The organism is Thermodesulfobium narugense DSM 14796 (genome assembly GCF_000212395.1).
Taxonomy (GTDB): domain Bacteria; phylum Thermodesulfobiota; class Thermodesulfobiia; order Thermodesulfobiales; family Thermodesulfobiaceae; genus Thermodesulfobium; species Thermodesulfobium narugense.
In genome coordinates this window covers 1,588,459-1,609,724 of the sequence record NC_015499.1, presented here as the reverse complement: position 1 = coordinate 1,609,724, position 21,266 = coordinate 1,588,459, and the positions used below count along the sequence as shown (strand labels likewise).

Here is a 21,266-nt window from a genome sequence, read left to right as displayed (position 1 = left end):
TTTTATTTTTTCCCAACAAGTAACACTGGGCATGTATCTTCGAAATTGTTTCCTTCCTTGTTGCTATGTCCGAATACTAACTTTTTAAAGCCGCTTATTTTTTTCTGGCCAATTACTATTAGCTTTGCTTTTATTTCTTTTGCTATTTCATTGATCTTTTCTTCTAATGAGCCTATTTTGACCATTCCATAAACGTTAATTCCTAATCTTTCGCCTTCTTCAATTGCTTTATCAACTTCTTGCCATGCTTTTTGAACTAGATATTCTTCAGCTTCTGGATTGTATACCCCAAGATGTTCTGGCCTTTCTATTATTTTTGCTATAACTGCTGGCCTTCCTTCTTCGATTGCCTTTTCAAGTCCACTTTTTAAAACTTTTTTATCATTTTTTAGATCTCTTATTATTATTAGGATTGGATTCACTTGTCTCACCTCGTTTATGAGATTTTTAAGAGGGCACATATTTAATTAATGTGCCCTCTATGTGAATGTTGCCTACGCTTCTTCTCTGGGCTTCTTGCTTAACTTTGATATTCCAGCACCTTCTAGTAGATACATCAGAGAAAAGCCATACCAGCATGTGTATAGTAGATAGAATATTATTAGTCCACTAAGAATTATCATTTCTCTAACTCCGATGGGGCTTTGCTCTATGCTTGGGTAGTGTCTAAGTGCGCCAATCGCATACTCGCCCTCGGCAGGCTTTGGAGATCCAGCAGCTACTATTCCGTCAAAGTTATATGCTGGTTCTATAGCCCTTTCCAAAATTTCTCTCACAAACTTCAATTCTGTAGCCTGATTGTTCCTTAAATAATATTTTTCGAGAGCTTGTTGTGATAAATATATTGCATATAATCCGTCTTTGCTATCAAATCCAAGTACGTTTGTCATCTCTTTTCTTTTGTTATTAAAGAAATCTTCGCTGTATGAAAGTATTCCTTGCGAAACCTTTCCTAAGTCTCCACTAATTGTTAAAGACGTTCCCTGAGCGTCAACCTTCGCACCAAAGGATGTATATAACTTTTCGAGCATCTTTGCTTCGTTTTCATTGGTTGCCTTATAGTTAAGCACGAATGGCTTGCCTACAAAACTTTCGCTCTCTTTAAAAACTTTTGGAAATTGATAGGCTGATGCCTTTGTAAGTCCGTTGAAGAACTGATCTGCCCATTGAAGTCCGGTTAGGTGTCCAGGTGCGACAGGACTAAGCCAAACTATTAACATTGCCATGAAACTTATTATTCCTATAAGCCCTAATTGAAGCTTTCTTCTATTTGATAACATTTTCTTCACTCCTCTCTTAATTAATTAAATTTTCAAGAAATCTTCTTTGATTCAATGGCTTCCCTGACAGACTTCTTTGAGATTATGACGTTAGTAAAGAATGTGTACAACACAAAGAATCCAAACACTGCTACCAGGCCAAAGAATACAACTGTTCCAACCATCGTTAATGCGTTTGATGTTTCCTTGCTAATAGCTATAATATTGGCGTCTGAGAGCCTTGGCGGAAGTGCTGCAAGTCTGTTAACAAAACCTGCAAGAATAGTAAGGGCATAGAATAGCTTAATTGTTGAACCCTTTACGAATGTAGTAACCATGGCGCCTATTTGAACACCTATGAGAGATCCAAGAAGCATTGTTATGGCTATGCTGTAGAAAATGTAACCATATATTGCATAATTAAAGATTGAGGAGTATGCTGTTGTGAAAATTATTTGAAGAATATCTGTACCTACTGTGGTGAAAGTTGAAACCCCTAAACCGTATACAAATAGAGGAAAGGTCAAAAATCCGCCGCCGACACCCATTATTGCTGCTACAAAACCGACTGTAAAACCACATATAATAACTGGATATACTGATATACTTAGTCCACCTTCGAATATGTGATCGTCAAACTTTATTCTAGGCTTTAATGGTATGCTTTGAAGCCAGCGTGAAAAATTGGTTCTAACATCTAAAATTGCCTTTCTTGATGTATCCTTTTGTCCTCTTCTTAGCTTTATATAATCCATAGTTGAATAAAATCCAAGTATCCCAAGCAGTATTACGTATACTGTAGAAATAAACGCGTCGCTTAATGCAGGGCTTAGTGCATAGATGCTTCTATTGATAGCTGCGCCTGTTGTTACACCTACAAAGGAACCTACAACAAACCAAACCGCAAGCCAGAGATTTACGTTTCCTAATTTTTTGTGTAAGGTAGTACCTAGTATTGCATTTGCAAAAATTGCAAATTGATCTGTTCCGACTGCCATAATCCCCTTTACTCCAAGTGTCATAAGTGCAGGGGTAAGTACATATCCACCACCAGCTCCTATAACGCCGGTAATTAATCCAGATAATAAACCTATTACAAGTATTCCAAGAAGCATCTGAGTAGTAGCTACAGCTGGCATATAGGCATGCCCACCTCCAATATAAGCTGGCCCTGCTGCAAATGCACACTGCATAGCCGCTCCTGCAATTACTGGAAGAAACAACAAAAATAAAATTTTCTTTCTCTTCATCAAGATCGTATTGCTGGTTTCAAGCTGCCACCTGCCTTGAGCCTTAGCCGCTTCAGTAATAAATCCTCCTGTCTTATAAAGCTTGTCAAAAAAACCTTTTAACATCTTTGTTTCCCTCCCTTAAATTTTTTATAATTTCTACTAAACGAGAGTTTTTGAATAAAAATCTTTTAAATTTTTCACCTCCCTGACTTATTTATAAATTTTATTTTAATTTATAATAAAATTTGCTTATGTAAAAAAATAGTTAGGGAAAGGTGAAATTTTTATTAGGGAAATCATTGGATTGAAGTAAGAGAAATCCCTTATATTATGAATTTATATTTTTTTGATAAGTTATAACTGAAATATATAAATTTAATAAAAATATGTTATAATTGACATAAGTAAGAACTACGTCTTGTAAGTGTTTTCACTATATAAATTTTAGTCATATTTATTACCTGTAATGGGGGAATAATAAAATTGAAGGGAGATGTAGAGATGGACAAAACTATCAGTAGCTCAGGGCAAAATATTGAAACTCCAATTGATCAAGAAAGATATGCATTAGTTCTTAAATGGTCTGCAAGGATTGGTCTTTTTTCTATTTTGTTTACATTTTTTATCTATATTTCTGGACTTATTTCGCCAGTAATACCTCTTGAGAGATTGCCGCGCTTGTGGGTAAAGAGTTCTACGCTGCTTAACGAAAGTTTTGGAATAGCTACAGGCTGGGGGTGGATGAGTTTAATATTTAAATCAGATATGATGGCAAAAGCCGCGCTTACTTTTTTGGCTTGTGTTCCAATTTTGTGTTATCTATCTGTTTTGCCAATTTACATTAAGAAAAAAGAAATTGCAATGGTTTTCATAGTTGTAATGGAAATATCTATTCTTATTTTGGCTGCTAGCGGATTACTTAAAGTAGAATAGGAGGAATATTGTGACTTTTTCAAAAAAAACGATCTTGCTTGGCTTCTTTCTTATTTTATTTATTTTTTTGTTTTTTTTAACACCTCATGCTTTTGCTGCAAAGGATATTATTCTTGCTGAAGAAACTTCCTTAAAAATACCATGGTGGATATGGCCCTTGTCTTTATTTGTCTTTTGTTTTGGTTTAGGGATTATAGCAGTTTTAGCAGGTGTTGGAGGAGGTGTTCTTTTTGTCCCTATACTTGGAACGTTTTTCCCATTTCATATGGACTTTGTAAGGGGCGCTGGTTTAATGGTAGCTCTAGCAGGGTCTCTTTCTGCTGGTCCCGGGCTTTTGATGAGAAATCTTGCTTCTCTTAGACTTTGTATGCCAATGGCTTTAATTGCGTCGATTTCTTCAATTATGGGTGCTATGGTAGGGTTGGCTTTGCCTCAAAATATTGTTAGAATTGCTCTTGGACTGGTCATTCTTGCCATCTGCTTTGTACTTCTTACCTCAAAAAGATCTGAATTTCCAGAAATAACAAAGCGTGATAAGATTGCTCAGATTCTTGGTATACATGGTATTTACTATGAAATAACACAAAGAAGAAACATTAATTGGCAAATTCAAAATTCACATATTGGTTTTATACTGTTTTTTCTAGTTGGTTTTATTGCTGGCATGTTTGGATTGGGCGCTGGTTGGGCTAATGTGGCCGTTTTTAACTTAGTTTTAGGTGCTCCATTAAAAATTTCGGTAGCTTCGAGTAACTTTTTACTGTCTATTACAGATACATCTGCTGCATGGATATATTTAAACAATGGAGCAGTGTTGCCCATTATCGCAGTTCCTTCAGTAGTAGGTATGATGCTAGGTTCCCAGGTTGGTGTGAGACTCCTTGCTCGTACCAAGCCCAGAATTGTAAGGTGGCTAGTAATTATTTTACTTTCTCTTTCTGGTTTGATGAGCATTTTAAAAGGTTTTTCAGTAATATAAGTTTAAATAACTTAGGAGGAGTAATGTTTAGAAAAATATTATTAGCAGTTGATTCGACATCAAAAAGATACGATGTATTAAAAATGGGTTATGAAGTTGCAAAGTTAAGTAATTCTAAAATCATACTCTTACATGTTATTGAAATGCCTACACAGGTTGCTGATCTGAATCCGGAAGCAGAAGAATTGAGGTTCGAAAAGGCCAAAGAGCTATTAGAAGAACTTAAGAATGAAATAAAGGATAAAGATATTATTGAAGAAGTTGTACTTCAAGAGGGAGAAAATCCTTCAATGGAAATTTATAATGTTGCGAAAAGATTTAATGCTGATTTAATAATAATAGGGAGAAAATCTGGTTTTGAGGCCTCAATTATGCACCATTCAATAGCTAAGTTTTTAATTGAAAAAGCAAAAATGCCCATATTAATAGTTTAGTTACGACTTTCTCTTAAGTAAAAATCTTGATATGTTCAAAGCGATTATAATATATATTATCAAGCCGAGTTCCCATTGCCATAGCTCGGAGAAACCTAATCCTTTTAAGATAATGCCTCTTACTATTACTAAAAAGAATGTGGCTGGAGCAATATAACTTAGGTAATATATTATTCCTGGCATTGCCTCTCTTGGGAACATGAAGCCGCTCAGTAAGAAGATGGGCACCATAAGGAAAAAAGACATTTGAAGTGCTTGCTGCTGGTTTTTTGCAAGAGTAGATATTATATACCCAAGGCTTAAGTTGGCTAATATAAAAGGCAGAGCAAAGATATACAACAAAAGCAAATTCCCCTTTATGTTAAGATTGAAAAGTACTATAGCAGCTATTATTACAAGAGTCATTTGTGCATATCCTATAATGGCATATGGAGTTACTTTTCCAATAGTTAACTCAATTGGTCTAAGTGGGGTAATTATTAATTGTTCATATGTTCCTCTTTCTTTTTCTCTTACAATTGCCATAGCTGTTAGGACTAGTGTTGATAAACTAATTAAAACTGCAATTAAACCAGGTACCAGAAAATAAGTTGATAAAAGATCGGGGTTATACCAGGCTCTGACGTCAACTTCGAAAGGGTTTTTGTTGGGCAATATTATACCATTTTGCTGTAGTTTTTTTGTTAGTATTTCTTGATTTTCCATCAAACCTATCATTTGAGATGCGGAAAGGGCAGAACTGGATGACATAGGATCAGATGCATCGATTATTACTAAAATTTGACTTGATTTGTTGCCCAGTATGTTAGATTCTAGCTTTGGGGGAATGATAATGCCTACTTTTGCTTGGCCATTGTCTATTGCCCTTCCAACTGCGTCAGAGCTGTTTACAAATTTCTTTATATCAAAATATTGGGAACTTTGAAATTTATATAATATATCTCTTGACATTACAGATCTTGATTGATCGTATACAACTGTAGATTGATGCTTCACGTCAGTATTTATAGCGTAGCCATACAAAATAAGCTGTATTAAAGGAATTGAAATAGCAGTGACAAAAGTAACTTTATCTCTGAAAAATTGGATAAATTCCTTGATAAATACAGCCCATATCCTTTGAAGAGAAGCTCTCATCAAATAGACCCTTCTTTAATAACAATTGTGCCAGGATTAAAAACTGAACCCTTTTTGACAACACCTATAATGTGCGCGCTCACTTTGTTATTGATTAGAAATCTTAAAACATCGTCTACAACACTTGGTTTATAAGTGGAAAGTAGGCCTCCAGAAGTTTGTGGATCGTAGACAACATACCTGTAACTTTCTGGGATCTTTCCTATTTCAACTACGTTGTCTTTGTAGAAGTCAATATTTGCAAATATTCCTGCAGGTAATACTCCATCATCTGCGAGTTCTAGTACTTTTTCAAAAACAGGCAAAGAATTTGCAAATATTTCAAATATAACATTACTAGATTTTGCTATGTTAACTGCATGACCGATTAATCCAAAACCTGTAATGTCTGTGCCAGAACTCGCTTTAAACCTTTTTTGTGCTTCACCTGCAAAATAATTTAACTCTTGCATAGAGTTGAGAGCATCTTGCATATCTATTTCGTCAATAAGCTCAATTTTTAGAGCGGAAGTTAGTATCCCGGTACCAAGAGGTTTTGTGAGAACTATTATGTCTCCAGGTTGTGCGTTACTGTGAGTTATTAACTCGTCTTTTTTTGCAATTCCCGTAACGCTAAGTCCATATTTAAGTTCTATATCGTCCATGCTGTGGCCACCAAGTATCAGTGCGCCAGCTTCTTTTATCTTTTCGTGAGAGCCTCTAAGTATTTCATTTATAACGTTTAGTTCAATATCATATCTTGGAAATCCTAAAATATTTAAAGCTGTAATAGGTTTTGCACCAACTGCATATAGGTCGGAAAGAGAATTAGCTGCTGCAATTTTACCGTATAGGTCAGGGCTATTTACCACAGGAGGGAAAAAGTCGACAGATTGGACAATGGCTATGTCGTCTTTTATAACAAAAGCTCCAGCATCATCAAGGCCGTCAGAATTGAAAATAAGGCCTGGATGTTCAAATTTTGGTAAATCTTTTAGAACCTCACCTAGGTCCTTTGGATTTAATTTAGCAGCTCAGCCAGCACAACGAACTAAAGAAGTAAGCTTTGGGAAGTTGCCCACTTTTTCACCTCCTTGATAAGTGTTCTTTTCAGTTAATTAAACTTAGTATATGACAGTATAATTGTAAAATTAACTATAGATATTACTTTAATATGCAATTAATGTTATAAATTTATATTATATCCCTTTTGCAGTGCAAAAATATGTTTAACTTCTCTTACTTAATTATTTTAAATCAGATACTTCATAAGGTATTTTTTTTGCTTAGCTAATTTTCCATAAACCACAAAAAGGCATCCTCAAGATTTCCAATTTTATTTGAGTTTTCGAAATAAATCTTTTTTGCAGAGTTTGGAGTTCCAACAAATTTTAATTTTCCTGAGATAATAAAACCTATTTGATTGCAAAATTCTGCTTCATCCATATAGTGTGTTGTAACCAGTACAGTTTTTCCTTCTCTTGCATAACTATAGATAGCGTCCCAAAAGTTTATTCTGGCATCGGGATCCACGCCGCTTGTTGGTTCGTCAAGAACTAAGATATCGGGATTATGAAGGATTGCTGTGCAAAATGCAACCCTTTGTCTTAGTCCACCGATATCTCTTACCAAAATATTTTTTACTTCTTTAAGGTGATATTGTTCTAACAAAAAATCTATTCTTTTCTCTAAGTCTTTTCGTGAATAACCATAAATAGAACCATAAAAAATCATATTTTCAAAAACTTTTAGGTCATAATATAAAGAGAATTTTTGAGACATGTAACCCAATTTCTCTTTTGAAAATTTTTCTATATCTTCTCCAAAAATTTTTATTTTGCCGCTTGTCTTGTTTATTAATCCAAGAATTAGCTTTATAGTTGTGGTCTTCCCAGCTCCATTTGGGCCTAAAAAGCCAAATACCGTGCCTCTTTTTATTGAAAAGCTGATATTATCAACTGCTGTGAAATTACCAAATCTTTTTGTTAAATTTTCGACCTCAATTACATTTTCTATGTCGAATGCCATAGATATATATCTTCCAGGTCAGGTTTGTCTATTTTTACTGTTTTATTATTATTAACAAGAATTTTTTCAGAAATTTTACTGAATTCTTCATTTTTGGATAATAATATTCTGATATGTTCATTTTTTAACCAGTATTTAAATTCAAATTCCTTTTTCTTTAAATCGAAATAAAAGTTCTGTAAATTTTCTCCTTCTATCTTATATACTATAAAATCAATATTTTCAAGAAGTTCTTTGGGTTTCCCAGATAAAACTGTTTTGCCCTCTTTAATAAACACAACTTTGTCTGATAGCTCTCCTTCCAAGAAATATGGTGTAGTTACTATAATTGTTTTACCTGAATTGGTGAGCTCCCTTAAAAGTTTCCAAACACTTTTTCTTGAGGCAGGATCTACGCCGACGTTTGGCTCATCTAATAAAAGTACTGGGGGATTGTGTATTAAAGCACAGCCAATAGCAAGTCTAGTTTTCATTCCTCCAGAAAGAGCTTCAGCAAACCTGTGCTTAAAACTTTTCAAACCTATAAACTCAAGTATAAAATCTTCTCTTTCATCGAGTTCTTTTCCGGATAGCGAATAAAGATTTCCGAAAAATCTAATATTTTCACTGATAGTAAGATCTTGATATAATGAAAACTCTTGTGCCTTGTATCCTATAAGCTCTCTTGTTGATGAGATATTCTTTGTAATGTTTATATTATTTATGAATATTTCGCCTGAGTCTGGACGAAGTAGTCCAATAATAATCTTTATAAGAGTAGTTTTTCCTGATCCGTCTGGTCCTAAGATAGTTAAAATCTTTCCCTTGTCCAGCTCAAGATTTATATTATCTAATACTTTCTTTTTACCAAAGCTCTTAGTTATGTTAACAATTGAAATCATTGAGCTTTTTCTATATAGACATCTGCTGGCATGCCGGGTTTTAAAATTCCTTCAGGGTTACTGATTTTTACCTTAACCCAAAACATATATTTAACTCTTTCATCTTTGGTTTGAATAAATTTAGGGGTATATTCTGCTTTGTCTGATATTGCTTCTACATAGCCACTAAAATTTTTATCTGGAAAGGAATCAACCTTTATAGTGCAGGGAGCATTTAATTTAACAAAGCCAATATCCTTTTCGCTGACATACACTTTTACGTACGTACTATTCAAATCGTAAAGAGTTAATACAGGAGTGCCAGAAGAGACAAATTCTCCTACTTCTGAATCTTTTGAAAATACAACGCCGTCAATAGGCGAGTAAATTTTAGTATATCCTAAAATTGTTTTTGCCTGCTCTACCTGAGCGATGCTTTCTTTATATGCTTCTTTGGCAGATTCAACTTCCTCTTGCCTGTAGCCTGATTGCAATTCTTTAAGCTTTTGCTCGCTTGCTTTTAATGCCTCTTTAGATGAAAGATAAATACTTTTGATATCGTCGAAGCTAGAGGCTGGAATTGCATCCTCCTTGTATAACTTTTCATATCTAATGTAGTCGCTCTGTGCCTTTTCAAACTGAGCAAGCTTAGCGTCTCTATCAGCTTCAGCCATCTTTATGTCTTGAGTTCTATATCCCGAAAGATATTGATCATATAAAGCTTTTGCCTTATTCATATTGTGTATAGCAGCCTGCAAGGAATCTTCAAGATCTTTTCTTGAAAGGGTAGCAAGTAGTTCACCCTTTTTTACTTTATCTCCTTCTTGTACCTTCAAAGAGGATAAAGTTCCATAAATTTGGAAAGAAACGTTGTATTGATCTGCTTCTATATTTCCAGAAACTTCAATGACATTATTTGGTGGTTCTTTTCTTATTAAAAACCAGTATACCAATATTGCTGCTATTAATATTAGCAAAAAAATAACAATTGCTTTTTTGTTCTTCAAAAATACCTCTTAAATTTTGATTTTTTATATTATACCATTTTTAGTGCATTCTTTCCTATGGCCAGGACATTGTGTATTTCTAAATCTTCTAATGAGATTATGAACTCAACTTTTAATCCCTTTTTTGTTTTGTAACTAAAACTGCCTGTTTCTGGAATAGTAAAGCACTTTGGAATACCAACAACATTTGACCACCTTATTTTACATTGTTTCTTAGCTAACTTTTTCATTTTTGTCCCCTCTAAAATTTTATTTTGATTTATGATGTTATAATGTAAAAAATCTTTTGTATATCACTCAAAAGGGGTTATTCAGTTGTTCTTCAGGTATTATTTGTCTTATTTAACTAGAGAGAGATTTTTACTTTCTTTTTCTTTAGGATTGTTATTTGTTTTTCTATGGCTATTTTTTCTTGATGGCCCCTTTTTGTATGTGGTGGCTGAACGGTGGCATACTTCTTGTGCTATCTTGTTTAGAGCTTTTTTGTTTGTTCAAGCTTTAACTTTTTTTGTCATCGTAAAGCTCTTTGAAAATAAAAATTTTATTAAAATAATTAATCCAACTATTAAAATAGTTTCAATTCTTTTTTCAGTTTTCCTATTGGGACTATTTTTTGGAAGTTATATTTTTGATAATATTTTTATTCCTATCTTTTTAATTGCCCTTTGTTCTATTTTTTTTACTTTCTTATTTGTTTTAACACTTTTAATGTTTTTTAAAGAAAATTTTGTTTTCTGGTCTGTTATTTTTGCTATTTCGACTCTTTTTGCTACCATTGTAATGTTTTTGTTAAACAAAATATTCAATAACTTTTCATACTTGTCTTTTTCTTCGTTTCCTTTATTAATGTTTGTTTTGTCTAAAATTAATTTTGATTCATATTTTCGAAAAAATTTTAGCAAATTTGATTTTGGAGTTTTTCCTAAAAAAATTATTTTTGTTTTTCTGGGGTTTTATTGTTGTGGAGGAGCAGTTTATAATTTTCTTTTAAATTTTTCAACTAACAACGATTATTTTCTATCAAATATAGCTTATTGTATTAGCGCTCTGGTTTTACCTATTTTTATTTATTTCAAGAAACTCGAAATTTCTAGTCTTTATAGACCATCGTTGGCCATTTTGATTGTTGCATTTTTTTGGTTTCCACTTTATTTTGAAAATCCATTTTCGCTTATAATTTTTTCTCTTTTCCAGATTGGATTTGCGATCTTTGATTTTTATTCTTTAGCTTTAATTTTATCCTTTTCTATCCAAAAAAGATATGATATAAGAGTTTTGCCCTTTGGATATTTTATAATTACTAGCTCTATTTTTTTCGGTGATTTATTATACTTTTTCATTCGTCAAATTCCGCAAAATTTCGAACTAGTTAGTTTGTTGTCTTATACTGCAGGTATTATTCTGATTCTTTTGTTTGCTTTGATAAAAGCTGATTATTATGAGCCCTTTCTTTTCTTTAGAAAGGAAAAGCATGTAGTTACAGTGGAGGATTCTAAATTTGAAACTATTTTCGAAAAGAAATTTAATTCTTTTGGCTTAACCCCAAGAGAAAAAGAGATTGTTAAGTATATCTTAATGGGTAGGAATGGTAGATATATTGCTGAAATTATGCATATCTCTGAAAATACTTTTAAGACTCATATGAGGAATATATTCAGGAAGTGCAATGTGTCAAATAGGCAGGAATTAATTGACATAATGAGGAAAGATTAATTTTATCTTCTAAAACTGTTATAATATATTTACTGAGTTATTTAGGAGGAAATTATGAAAAAAAGAGAGAGTAAAATTATAAACAATGAATATAAATTAGAAGCTTTATCGCTTATAAATTGCACTTTTAAAATGAAGCCGCTTCATTCGCCAGAGAGTTCAATATCTGTGGACATAAAGCCATCTATAAAGAATACAATTGACAGGACGCATGAGGTGGAAATTGTTACAAACATCAGGGGGACTGAACTAGATGAGAATATGGAAGAGGGAAGTAGTAGTAGGAGAAAAAAGCCTTGGCTTGAGTTTTCAGCCACTTATTTTTTGGTAATAACTGAAACTAAAAAAACAAAGGAAAAAGATAACATGGTTATTGAGGCTTCCATAAAGGCTGTTTGGCCATTTATAAGAGAATTTTCACAAAATATGTTTTTCAGAGCTGGTATTCCTGCAATAATTGTTCCGATGAATTTATTGGAGATTGAAAAGTAATAAGACAAATAAACTAATCTTTAGATCTTAATATTTCCTTACCCTTTCTAATTGAGGTTAAAAGCTTGTCTATTTCTATCTCAAGTTTTTGCAAAACATTTTCTGAGTAGTCTCTTGCTTCTTTCATAAGTTTATTTGCTTCAACTCTTGCTTCATTTTTAATTTTTTCTGATTCTTCTCTTGCCCTTATAATTAAGTCGTTCTCATCCAATTTTTGCTTGGCTTTAAGATCTGCATTTAGGATTATTTCATCAGCCTTTTTTTGGGCTTCGTTAATTATATTCTCTTTTTCTTGCAAGAATCTTTGAGCATCAACTATTTCCTGAGGTATGTTCATTCTGATTGAATCTATAATTCTAAATATCTCTTGTTCATTGACAAATACCATATTTGTAAGCGGAATCTTTGGAGAGCTCATTACTAAAAGTTCAAGGTCTTCTATGAATTTTAAAAAAGTTTGACTCATTTTTTCCCCTCTCTTCCTAATAGTTTTTCATTTAGTGCATTTTTTACAACGTCTGTTACCCAGGGAGTTACGTTCCCATTTAGAGAAGCAATTTCTTTTATTATTGTAGAACTAATATATGAATAATCTTCATGCGTCATTAAAAAAACCGTTTCTATCCTTGGATCCATTCTCCTATTGGTAAGAGCCATCTGGAATTCAAACTCAAAATCAGAAATTACTCTCAAACCTCTTATTATTGAGCTAACATTTAATGATTTTGCAAATTCAATTGTTAAGCAGGTGTAACTAGTTACGTGAACGTTTTTTGGCATATTTCTTTCTTTGAGAGACTCTTTTATAAGATTTACTCTTTCTTCTATGTTAAACAAAGCCTTTTTCTTTTCATTATATGCAACTGCAATGATTACTTCATCAAAAAGGTGAGAAGCTCTTCTTGCAATGTCTAAATGACCTAATGTTATAGGGTCAAAACTGCCTGGATATAAAGCTCTTTTAATCATCTATAGAATCTTCTGGTGCATAAAAAGTAATTGAATTGCTTGAATAGGTTCTTGAATCTAACATTTTCCAATAACCTAGCTTCTCCTTCGGTTTATATTTAAAAAAGTGATGCAAAATAAACATTGATTTTTTGTGATAACCTTCAAAATTAGAAAAAATTTGTAAGAGCTTTTCTAAATCATAAGAAAAAGGTGGATCCATATAGATTATATCAAATTTTATATCATGACAATTAAGCAAAAATTTTTCTACAGAATAATTTAGTATTGTGCATCTATTGAGCAAGTTAAAATTTTCTAGGTTCTTCTTAAGAAAGCTTGCAATTTTTGGGTTTTTTTCAACGCTAATTACACTTTTGGCACCTCGAGAGAGAAATTCTATGGAAACCGAGCCAATTCCTGCAAAAAGATCTAAAAGCGTGCACTCAATTACTCTACTTCCAACGATATCCATTAGAGATTTTCTAACTCTTGAGCTAAGAGGCCTTACCTCATTAGTTTTTGGACTAACTAAAGATCTATTTTTAAATTCTCCGCCCACGATTGAAGTTTTCAAATCGCCTTTATTACCTCTCTATCTTTAAAAGTTTTTTCCATCTTTAATTTTAACTCTTTAAAATATGTTAGATCAGGATCTTTTGATATAATTAACTCTGCAACCTTTTGGGCTATTCTCATTATGTCCGTATCTTTTAGGGGATTTGCAACTTTTAATGTTTGATCTAAACCGCTTTGCTTAGATCCAATTATCTCGCCCTGACCTCTTAGTTCTAAATCCCTTTCGGCAAGTTCAAACCCATTGTTTACTTTCTCGAAAATTTGTACTCTTCTGGAAGAATATGATTCTTCGTCTGCTAGCAAGTAGCAAGTTGAACTTAGATTGCCTCTTCCTATTCTTCCGCGAAGTTGATGCAGTTGTGCTAAGCCAAATCTTTCTGGATTTTCTATTACCATAATATTTGCTTGAGGAATATCGATACCTACTTCGATTACTGTTGTAGAAACAAGTATTTTGATCTTTCCTGTCTTAAAGTCTTGCATAATTTTGTCTTGTTCGCTTTGACTGAGTCTTCCGTGTATGAGGCCTACTTCAAATTCTGGGAAGATATTCACTAGTTCTTTGTGCCTCTTTTTCACGGATTCTAGTTTTAGAGAATTAGAGTCTTCGATTAGTGGACAAACATAGAAGACTCTTGAGTCATACTGTTTTAGATTTTCACGTATTATTGAGTAAAGTTTCTTGATATCGCTTTTGTTGATTATTTTTGTAACTATTTCTTTTCGCCCTTCTGGCATAGTTCTTATCTCAGAATAATCTAAGTCAGCATAAAAAATTGATGCTAGGGTTCGCGGTATTGGAGTTGCTGTCATCACCAGGGTATGCGGACATATGCCTTTTTCTATAAGGCTTAATCTTTGCCTTACTCCAAACCTGTGTTGTTCGTCTATGACCACTAGTCCAAGATTTTTTAGTTCAAGACCTTCAGTGATAAGTGCATGAGTTCCAGTAAGGATTAATGGTACGCCTTTATTTATTTCTTCTATTATTAAGTTTCTTTCAGATTTTTTAGTTGAACCCGTTAGAAGATAAATTTTTACTCCCATAGGCTTAAGCCATTCGCGTAGTTTTTCATAGTGTTGCTTTGATAGTATTTCTGATGGGACCATAAATGCGGCCTGAAAACCAGAAGATACAGCACACAATAGGGCACTAACTGCAATTACAGTTTTTCCTGAACCTACATCTCCTTGAAGAAGCCTTTGCATTGGTTTGTTTTTACTTACGTCGGAAAAGATCTCATCAATAACCTTTTTTTGGTCTTCTGTTAGTGTAAATGGTAAAGAAGATAAGAATTTTTTTACCAGATCTGATTCTGGGTTTAATATTGGGGCACTTTTTGAGCTAAACTTTTGTTTTTCGGTTAGTATTGTTAGCTTCCATTGTAAAAGTTCATCAAATGCAATTCTTTTTCTTGCACTCTCAAGACTTCTTAAATCTTTTGGAAAGTGTAGGTTATATAGAGCATCCTTAAGCTTCATTAACTTTAATCTATTTATTAAAGATTCTGGCAGAGTTTCTTTTATTTCTTTCTTTTCGTCAAATATGTCTTTTATAGTTTTTCTAATTTCACTATCGTTAATTTCTAAGCAATATTCAGGATATATTCCAGAGTCTGAGTAAATGGGATCTTTGCTTATAATGGGATGATAGAAAACAAGTTCTCTGTTATTAAGAACAGCTTCTCCGGCGAAATATGCATTTGGTCTTAATTTTAAAATTTGATTCTTTTTGTATGGCTGGTTAAACCAACAAGCGCTTGCTTTTTTCCCTTCAATATTTAGTTCAACTTTTACTAGTCTTTTTCTTTCAGGGTAATAAACAGGCATTCCTATTTGTGCTTTGAAAGCAAGGCTTTTTCCTGGTACCACGTCTTTATGGGATCTAACGACTGTAACCTCTCTATATCTTTTTGGGAAACAATAAATGATGTCATCTATTGAGTCTAAAAAGAGATCTCTTAAGAGATCTGGCAACTTAATAGACTTCAAAGCCATAAGATATTAAAGTCTAATTACTATTTCACAGTTGCAATCTTTAATAGTTGTATTGTTTCAATTAGAGATAGTGCACAATCAAAACCTTTGTTGCCAGCTTTTCCACCAGCTCTGTCAAAAGCTTGATCCATAGTGTCTGTGGTTAGTATGCCAAATGATATGGGAATTTCTTGTTCAAGAGAAACCAATGCAACTCCTTTTGACGTTTCTGCGGCTACATAATCGAAATGAGGAGTTTCTCCTCTGATTACAGCACCAAGAGCTATAATGCCATCAAATTTTCCTAATTTGGACAATTTTTTTAAAGTAAGAGGAATCTCCCATGCACCAGGTACATAGTATATGCTTATATTTTTATCTTGACACTCATGTCTATTTAAACAATCCAGCGCACCATCTAAAAGTCTGGAAGTAACTATGCTGTTAAACCTACTCACAACAATGCCTATTTTAAGATCTTTAGCACTAAGCTTTCCTTCAAATATTTGCATTAATATCCTCCTAAAATAAATTTTTTAAAAGAACATATTTAAAACATATGTCCCATTTTTTCAACCTTGCACTTTAGATAGTCTTTGTTATAAGGATTAGGATCGATTTTTATGGGTACTCTTTCAGTTATCTGAAGTCCGAAGCCCTTTATGCCAAGCAATTTTTTTGGGTTATTAGTGAGAATTCTTATGGTTGAGAGGCCTAAATCTTTCAACATCATTGCTCCCATTCCATATTCTCTTAAATCTGGGGGAAACCCAAGCTTTATGTTTGCTTCAACAGTATCTAAATGACAGGTATCTTGAAGGTGATAAGCTTTAATTTTGTTGGCAAGACCAATGCCTCTGCCCTCTTGTCTTAGATAAAGAATCACTCCTAAACCTTCATCGTTTATCATCTTCATAGCTGTGTGTAATTGGTCACCACAATCACATCTTAAAGATCCGAAAACATCTCCTGTAAGACACTCCGAATGGACTCTTACAAGAACGTTTTGCTTGTTTCTGACGTCGCCCTTTACAAGAGCGACGTGTTCGCTTTTATCCATTAGATATCTATAAGCGTATATTTTGAAATTACCATATTTAGTTGGTAAATCTGCTTCAGCCATTCTCTTTACCCATATTTCACTTTGCAATCTATGTTTTATAAGATCTGCAATGGTTAGGATTTTTATATTGTGCTTTTTGGAAAATTCAATTAGATCTGGCATTCTTGCCATTGTTCCGTCTTCTTTCATAATCTCACATATTACCCCTGCCGGGAACAAACCTGCCATACTAGCAAGATCAACTGCTGCTTCTGTATGTCCTGCTCTAATGACCACTCCTCCCTTTCTAGCCTTAAGCGGGAAAACGTGACCAGGTTTTACAAAGTCTTCAGGTTTTGCATTTGGATCTATTGCCTTTCTGATGGTCTGTGCTCTGTCAAAAGCACTTATTCCAGTGGTTGTATTGTTTTTTGCATCAATTGGCATTGCGAAAGCTGTATAAAATGGATCAGGGCTATTGCTTTCAAGCACTTCTATATCAAGCTGTTTGAGCCTTTCTTCGGTAAGTGGAAGACATATAAGTCCCTTTCCATAAGTTGCCATAAAGTTAATGTGTTCTGGCGTTACCTTTTCTGCAGGGATGAATAGATCTCCTTCATTCTCTCTATCTTCATCGTCTGTAATGATTATCATTTTAGAATTCTTTATGTCATCAAGAGCTTCTTCTACACTTGCAAATTTGAAATCTTCCAAAGTTTAATCCTCCTTAAATATTAAAAATCTAAAAATAGCATATGATTGCTATGATAAAATGACTACTAATTAATTATATATTATTTTTCTAACTTTTAAGGAGGGAAAAAGATGAAATCAATAATCTTGACTATAATTTTTCTCTTGATCTTCCAAAATTTAGCCTTTTCAAAAGATTCTAATGAAATTAGCAAAGATTTAAATAAAATTGTAGAAAACGTAATTAATTTGGAAGGTGACAAGAGAGCTTCAATTTGTGTAGTTTATGGTGATAAATATTTTTTAAAAGATTTTGGCAAAAGTTCTGAGAATTTTAGTGAAAAATATAATATTGGTGGTCTTTCAAGAATATTTATTGGAGTAATAGCAGTAGAGTTTAACGAGACTGGAAGAATAAATTTTAACGATTCAATTTCAAAATATTTATCTGAACTAAGGAATAAATACCAAAGCAATATCAGGATATCTGATTTATTAGAAGATCATACTTATCTTCCTTACAGCTATCCTTACAAAATAGATTCTGCAGAAGATTTTTGGAACTTTTTAATAAAAAATGAAAATATCCTAAAATATAATGAATCATATAATAGATCTCAAATTTCGAACGATATCTTGCTTTTGATTATTGAAAAAATTGAAAAAAATAGTTTTAAAAATTCCTTTGTTGACCTATTTAAAAAATTTAATCTTAATAATACTGACTTTTACAATAATCAAAAGAGCGAACAATTTCCCCTTTCAAATAGATTTTATAGTTCTCCTGAAAACATGAGTAAATTTTTATCAGCCATTATGTCAAATAAGAAAATTTCTGAAAAAATATTTGAGAGATTCGCAAGAACTTCTTACGATCAAGACTTATATTTTACCCCTTCCTTTATTTCTCAAGATATTACCCTGATAGATGAAAACAACGTTTATAATAAATACAATTTATATTATCAATATGACGATTCAACAAGTTCTTTTGTTTTTGTAATCCCTCAGAAAAAATTTGCTATTGTTTTTCTATCTAACTTTCCAATTAGCTTTGATAAAAAGGACTATTTGTCAAAGGAGCTATTAAAAGTATCCTTAAAGGATTTTCTCAACATGGATATCTTTGATTATAGAGCTAACTTATCTTTAAAAAAAGTTGAAGATAAAAGTGATCTTCTGGATTTTTACAAAGGTTTTTTTGAAAATAGGAAAGGAATTACTGAATTTCATGTTGTGGATAAAGATTTGATGTGCAACATGAATAAAAAGTTTTATTTTGTTAGATTTTATATCGATTCAAGTTTTAGTCTTATTCCAGTAGAGGACAACAATGATTACATTAAAGAACTAAGGTTTAGATTTACATATATCAATGGGATTAGGTATCTTGATTTGTTGAATTTTGGACAAAATATACTTTTTGCAAGAGAAATTGAAGAACCAAGATATAGTGATATCTGGAAAGAAAGATCAGGTAAATGGATTAGCGTTAGCAAAAATAGTTTGATAAAGGATGTTGAAATTGAAAGATTTAGAGGCTTTTATATGCTTGATTATACTGATTCGGTGGGTGAAAGAATGAGTCTCGTTTTGGTGCCAGTTTCTGATAATAGCGCGAAATTAATTGATTTTAGCGATCTGGTGATAAATTTTGATTCAAACGATCAGAATATGAGTTTTAATTTTTTGGGAGATAAATTTATAAAAGGAAACTAATCTTGTTTTTTAGGCTTGTAAGCTGAAATCATAAAATTTGAGCAAAGAAGTCCTGTAACTAATGCAATAGCCCTCAAACTCATATTAAAAGCTGCCATAATGCCCTCATTAATATCCTTTGATAAAAAGGAAGAGAGACTTTGATAGCCGACTACGCCAGGTACAAGTAATATCAAACCAGATATTAGCGGAATATATTGTGAGCCCTTGCTAAATCTTGCCCAGGAGTTGGAGAAACTCCCAAGTACTAAAGATGCGAAAAAAATACCAATCTGATCGCTTATAATTCTATTTCCAAAATAAAGTCCAATTTGAGCAAGAAGAGAAGAAACAAGCATTACCGGTGCATCCTTTGTTCTTGCGTTAAGAATAGCAATAAAAGTTAATGGTGCCAAAAGGGTTGCAATATATTTAAAGGGCAATGGGAAAGTTAAATTTTTTATATTAAGTATGTATGAATTTTCGTGAGGAAAGAATAAATCTGTTCCTAATGCAACTCCAAACACTATAAACATTAGTATAAAGATTGCAGAACTAAGTCTTGTTGTGCCCGATACAAGATTTCTATTTGCGATTTCATCGATTCCTGATATTAAAGTAAGTCCAGGAAAGAGTACTATTAATCCAGAGATAATTGATACAGATTGATCATATGGACCAATTGTTGTGTACAGAATATTTGACAGTGCCCCAACTGATGCTGCACAGATAAATTCTAATAATCTTGTGAGGTTTAATTTATTGGTAATTATAAAAATAATTCCAGTTATAAGTCCAAGAAAACTGGATACAAAAAGTTCTTTTAGCCCACCACCCATAATGATGGAAACCATTGCAGAAACTGCAGCATATGAAAATACAATGATCCAGAAAGAAAATCGATTGTCTTTTGACATCACCCTTTTTAGAAGGTCAACACCCTCTTTCGCTGTTATTTTATTTTCCAGAACTCTATTTGAAATCTCGTTGGTTAATGCAATTTTTTCGAGATCAAGAATTCCTGGTTCTACTCTTAATATAGTTGTTGTAAAAGCATCTTGGTCTTCAAAAGATAGAAAAATCCCTGTTGGAGAAGAATAGACTTGCAAAGCTATATTAAATTTAGAGGCTACTTCCATAAGTCTTTCTTCGAGGGCATATGAAGAAAAGCCGCACTTGTGGAAGGCTTTACCAAGTTCAACAATAAATTTAACTTCAGGACTATTTTTACCGGGAAATAAAACTTTTTTACTGTTCATTTCAAGCATAATTTGATATATTTAATGTTTAAAACAAAAAAATTAGGAGGCAAGATGAAATTTAAAGATTCATTAATTTTGTACCTACCCGCAATTTTATTTTCTTTTATTGGCATTCTTTTAGGCTCTCTCCCATTTTGTAAGTTTTTGACATCACAAGATCTTTTGACTCAAAGCGTCACGTTTAACGATATAACTAATAATCCTACTATAGCTTCTATGATAAAAATACAAAATACTAACCTTGGTTTTATATCAGAGCTTATATACTTTTCTACTGCTTTTGGAACTCTTTTTTGGTTGGTTAGACCTGCAAAAAATTTAACCAAATTGGTTTGTGGTACTTTGAGTTTTGTGCTGCTTGCAGCTTATTTTGTATTCTCCTTTACTATTGGTATTGTAGCAAAAACACAACATATAGCTACTCAGTTTCAGTGGGGATTTTTTGTGATTTTGGCTTTTATTGTTGTTTTAAATTCGTATTATATGTTTTATCTTTTAAATGCAATTTTGCCAGGAAAAACTAAAAATTAGGTTTTGAATATTTTGCTTTTATGTTATCCCATTTATCAAACTGATCTTCGAGCTTTTGTTTGCTAATAGAAAGCCAGGATGCCAAAGTTGTATTATCAATTCTAAGTTTTTTTTGTAAATCTCTTGTAGTAGTGTAGTGATTTAAAGCAAACTTTACCATTTCTGTGTCAAATGGCCCGTTTAATGATTGCAAAATTAGCCTGAGTTCTTCATAATTAAAAGCAGAATAATTGAAACCAAGAAGAAATAGATTGTTCTTTTTATCTTCCTTTGTAAAATTCTTTTCTTTTGATAGTATACAGCTTTCATAATCATATTTATCTTTGTTGTTTTCAAATTTATTTGTAGAAGTTTCAAAGCATCCTTTTGCTAGATCATAACCAGATTTAAATTCTGAAGATATTTCATCAGAGTTTAAATGGCTACTGGAGAATAAAAATAGAGTAGTGAATACAAATAGCAAGCAAAAACTTATAAATTTAC

Annotated in this window: 24 protein-coding genes; 7 read left to right on the top strand and 17 right to left on the bottom strand. The window is 32.6% G+C overall.

The window, feature by feature from the left end:
- Positions 1-2: 2 nt before the first annotated feature.
- The 3 genes from THENA_RS07980 to THENA_RS07970 form a co-directional block, all read right to left on the bottom strand.
- Positions 3-422, bottom strand: coding sequence for a universal stress protein (locus THENA_RS07980; RefSeq protein ID WP_013756894.1), 420 nt, complete (start codon positions 420-422; stop codon positions 3-5).
- 72 nt (positions 423-494) lie between these two features.
- Positions 495-1,280, bottom strand: a complete 786-nt coding sequence (locus THENA_RS07975) for a hypothetical protein (RefSeq protein WP_013756893.1) — start codon at positions 1,278-1,280, stop codon at positions 495-497.
- A 32-nt stretch (positions 1,281-1,312) separates the two neighbouring features.
- On the bottom strand, positions 1,313-2,614 hold the full coding sequence (locus THENA_RS07970) for a sulfite exporter TauE/SafE family protein (RefSeq protein ID WP_013756892.1): 1,302 nt from the start codon (positions 2,612-2,614) through the stop codon (positions 1,313-1,315).
- A gap of 360 nt (positions 2,615-2,974) precedes the next feature.
- On the opposite strand from THENA_RS07970, the gene THENA_RS07965 reads away from it, so the two are divergent.
- The 3 genes from THENA_RS07965 to THENA_RS07955 are packed head-to-tail and all read left to right on the top strand — an operon-like array spanning position 2,975 to position 4,837.
- Entirely contained in the window at positions 2,975-3,424 is a 450-nt protein-coding gene (locus THENA_RS07965) for a hypothetical protein (RefSeq protein ID WP_052296077.1), read from the top strand.
- A gap of 10 nt (positions 3,425-3,434) precedes the next feature.
- A complete protein-coding gene (locus THENA_RS07960; protein ID WP_013756890.1) occupies positions 3,435-4,403 on the top strand; it encodes a sulfite exporter TauE/SafE family protein in 969 nt (322 codons plus the stop codon).
- Between the two features lie 23 nt (positions 4,404-4,426).
- A complete protein-coding gene (locus THENA_RS07955) occupies positions 4,427-4,837 on the top strand; it encodes a universal stress protein (protein WP_013756889.1) in 411 nt (136 codons plus the stop codon).
- Here THENA_RS07955 and THENA_RS07950 read toward each other — a convergent pair whose 3' ends face one another.
- From THENA_RS07950 to THENA_RS07920, 6 genes are all read right to left on the bottom strand, one after another.
- On the bottom strand, positions 4,838-5,974 hold the full coding sequence (locus THENA_RS07950; RefSeq protein ID WP_013756888.1) for an ABC transporter permease: 1,137 nt from the start codon (positions 5,972-5,974) through the stop codon (positions 4,838-4,840).
- Complete coding sequence (gene selD / locus THENA_RS07945) at positions 5,974-7,035, bottom strand: selenide, water dikinase SelD (protein WP_013756887.1); 1,062 nt, start codon at positions 7,033-7,035, stop codon at positions 5,974-5,976. Before selD ends, THENA_RS07950 begins: the two co-directional genes overlap by 1 nt.
- A 208-nt stretch (positions 7,036-7,243) precedes the next feature.
- On the bottom strand, positions 7,244-7,981 hold the full coding sequence (locus THENA_RS07935) for an ABC transporter ATP-binding protein (RefSeq protein WP_013756886.1): 738 nt from the start codon (positions 7,979-7,981) through the stop codon (positions 7,244-7,246).
- A complete protein-coding gene (locus THENA_RS07930; RefSeq protein ID WP_013756885.1) occupies positions 7,966-8,862 on the bottom strand; it encodes an ABC transporter ATP-binding protein in 897 nt (298 codons plus the stop codon). Before THENA_RS07930 ends, THENA_RS07935 begins: the two co-directional genes overlap by 16 nt.
- Complete coding sequence (locus tag THENA_RS07925) at positions 8,859-9,848, bottom strand: HlyD family secretion protein (protein WP_013756884.1); 990 nt, start codon at positions 9,846-9,848, stop codon at positions 8,859-8,861. The genes THENA_RS07930 and THENA_RS07925 overlap by 4 nt, the downstream gene beginning before the upstream one ends.
- Before the next feature lie 29 nt (positions 9,849-9,877).
- A complete protein-coding gene (locus tag THENA_RS07920) occupies positions 9,878-10,078 on the bottom strand; it encodes a hypothetical protein (RefSeq protein WP_013756883.1) in 201 nt (66 codons plus the stop codon).
- A gap of 85 nt (positions 10,079-10,163) precedes the next feature.
- Here THENA_RS07920 and THENA_RS07915 point away from each other — a divergent pair, with 85 nt between their 5' ends.
- Both THENA_RS07915 and THENA_RS07910 read left to right on the top strand, forming a co-directional pair.
- Positions 10,164-11,561 carry a helix-turn-helix transcriptional regulator gene (locus THENA_RS07915; RefSeq protein ID WP_041438003.1) on the top strand — a complete coding sequence of 466 codons (1,398 nt, stop codon included), beginning with the start codon at positions 10,164-10,166 and terminating at the stop codon, positions 11,559-11,561.
- A 54-nt stretch (positions 11,562-11,615) separates the two neighbouring features.
- Complete coding sequence (locus THENA_RS07910; RefSeq protein ID WP_013756881.1) at positions 11,616-12,053, top strand: hypothetical protein; 438 nt, start codon at positions 11,616-11,618, stop codon at positions 12,051-12,053.
- A gap of 13 nt (positions 12,054-12,066) precedes the next feature.
- Here the strand turns inward: THENA_RS07910 and THENA_RS07905 are convergent, their stop codons facing one another.
- Genes THENA_RS07905 through THENA_RS07880 form a run of 6 tightly spaced genes read right to left on the bottom strand, consistent with a single transcriptional unit; the run spans position 12,067 to position 17,313 of the window.
- On the bottom strand, positions 12,067-12,519 hold the full coding sequence (locus tag THENA_RS07905) for an ATP synthase subunit B family protein (protein WP_013756880.1): 453 nt from the start codon (positions 12,517-12,519) through the stop codon (positions 12,067-12,069).
- The gene (gene coaD, locus THENA_RS07900) at positions 12,516-13,022 is read right to left on the bottom strand and encodes a pantetheine-phosphate adenylyltransferase (protein WP_013756879.1); all 507 of its coding nucleotides are present in this window, start codon (positions 13,020-13,022) and stop codon (positions 12,516-12,518) included. The genes THENA_RS07905 and coaD overlap by 4 nt, the downstream gene beginning before the upstream one ends.
- Complete coding sequence (rsmD, locus tag THENA_RS07895) at positions 13,015-13,578, bottom strand: 16S rRNA (guanine(966)-N(2))-methyltransferase RsmD (RefSeq protein ID WP_013756878.1); 564 nt, start codon at positions 13,576-13,578, stop codon at positions 13,015-13,017. Before rsmD ends, coaD begins: the two co-directional genes overlap by 8 nt.
- A complete protein-coding gene (recG, locus tag THENA_RS07890; protein ID WP_013756877.1) occupies positions 13,575-15,578 on the bottom strand; it encodes an ATP-dependent DNA helicase RecG in 2,004 nt (667 codons plus the stop codon). The genes rsmD and recG overlap by 4 nt, the downstream gene beginning before the upstream one ends.
- A 20-nt stretch (positions 15,579-15,598) precedes the next feature.
- Positions 15,599-16,069, bottom strand: coding sequence for a 6,7-dimethyl-8-ribityllumazine synthase (ribH, locus tag THENA_RS07885; protein ID WP_013756876.1), 471 nt, complete (start codon positions 16,067-16,069; stop codon positions 15,599-15,601).
- 38 nt (positions 16,070-16,107) lie between these two features.
- Positions 16,108-17,313, bottom strand: a complete 1,206-nt coding sequence (locus THENA_RS07880; protein ID WP_013756875.1) for a bifunctional 3,4-dihydroxy-2-butanone-4-phosphate synthase/GTP cyclohydrolase II — start codon at positions 17,311-17,313, stop codon at positions 16,108-16,110.
- Positions 17,314-17,424: 111 nt separating this feature from the next.
- Here THENA_RS07880 and THENA_RS07875 point away from each other — a divergent pair, with 111 nt between their 5' ends.
- A complete protein-coding gene (locus THENA_RS07875; RefSeq protein ID WP_013756874.1) occupies positions 17,425-19,011 on the top strand; it encodes a serine hydrolase domain-containing protein in 1,587 nt (528 codons plus the stop codon).
- On the opposite strand, the gene THENA_RS07870 is transcribed toward THENA_RS07875, so the two are convergent.
- Positions 19,008-20,249: a threonine/serine exporter family protein gene (locus THENA_RS07870; protein WP_169309429.1), complete on the bottom strand. Its 1,242-nt coding sequence runs from the start codon at positions 20,247-20,249 to the stop codon at positions 19,008-19,010. The genes THENA_RS07875 and THENA_RS07870 overlap by 4 nt on opposite strands.
- Before the next feature lie 54 nt (positions 20,250-20,303).
- Between THENA_RS07870 and THENA_RS07865 the strand changes: the two genes are divergently transcribed.
- Positions 20,304-20,783: a hypothetical protein gene (locus THENA_RS07865; RefSeq protein ID WP_013756872.1), complete on the top strand. Its 480-nt coding sequence runs from the start codon at positions 20,304-20,306 to the stop codon at positions 20,781-20,783.
- On the opposite strand, the gene THENA_RS07860 is transcribed toward THENA_RS07865, so the two are convergent.
- On the bottom strand, positions 20,773-21,246 hold the full coding sequence (locus tag THENA_RS07860) for a hypothetical protein (protein ID WP_013756871.1): 474 nt from the start codon (positions 21,244-21,246) through the stop codon (positions 20,773-20,775). The two genes, THENA_RS07865 and THENA_RS07860, sit on opposite strands and share 11 nt — an antisense overlap.
- Between the last annotated feature and the right edge of the window lie 20 nt (positions 21,247-21,266).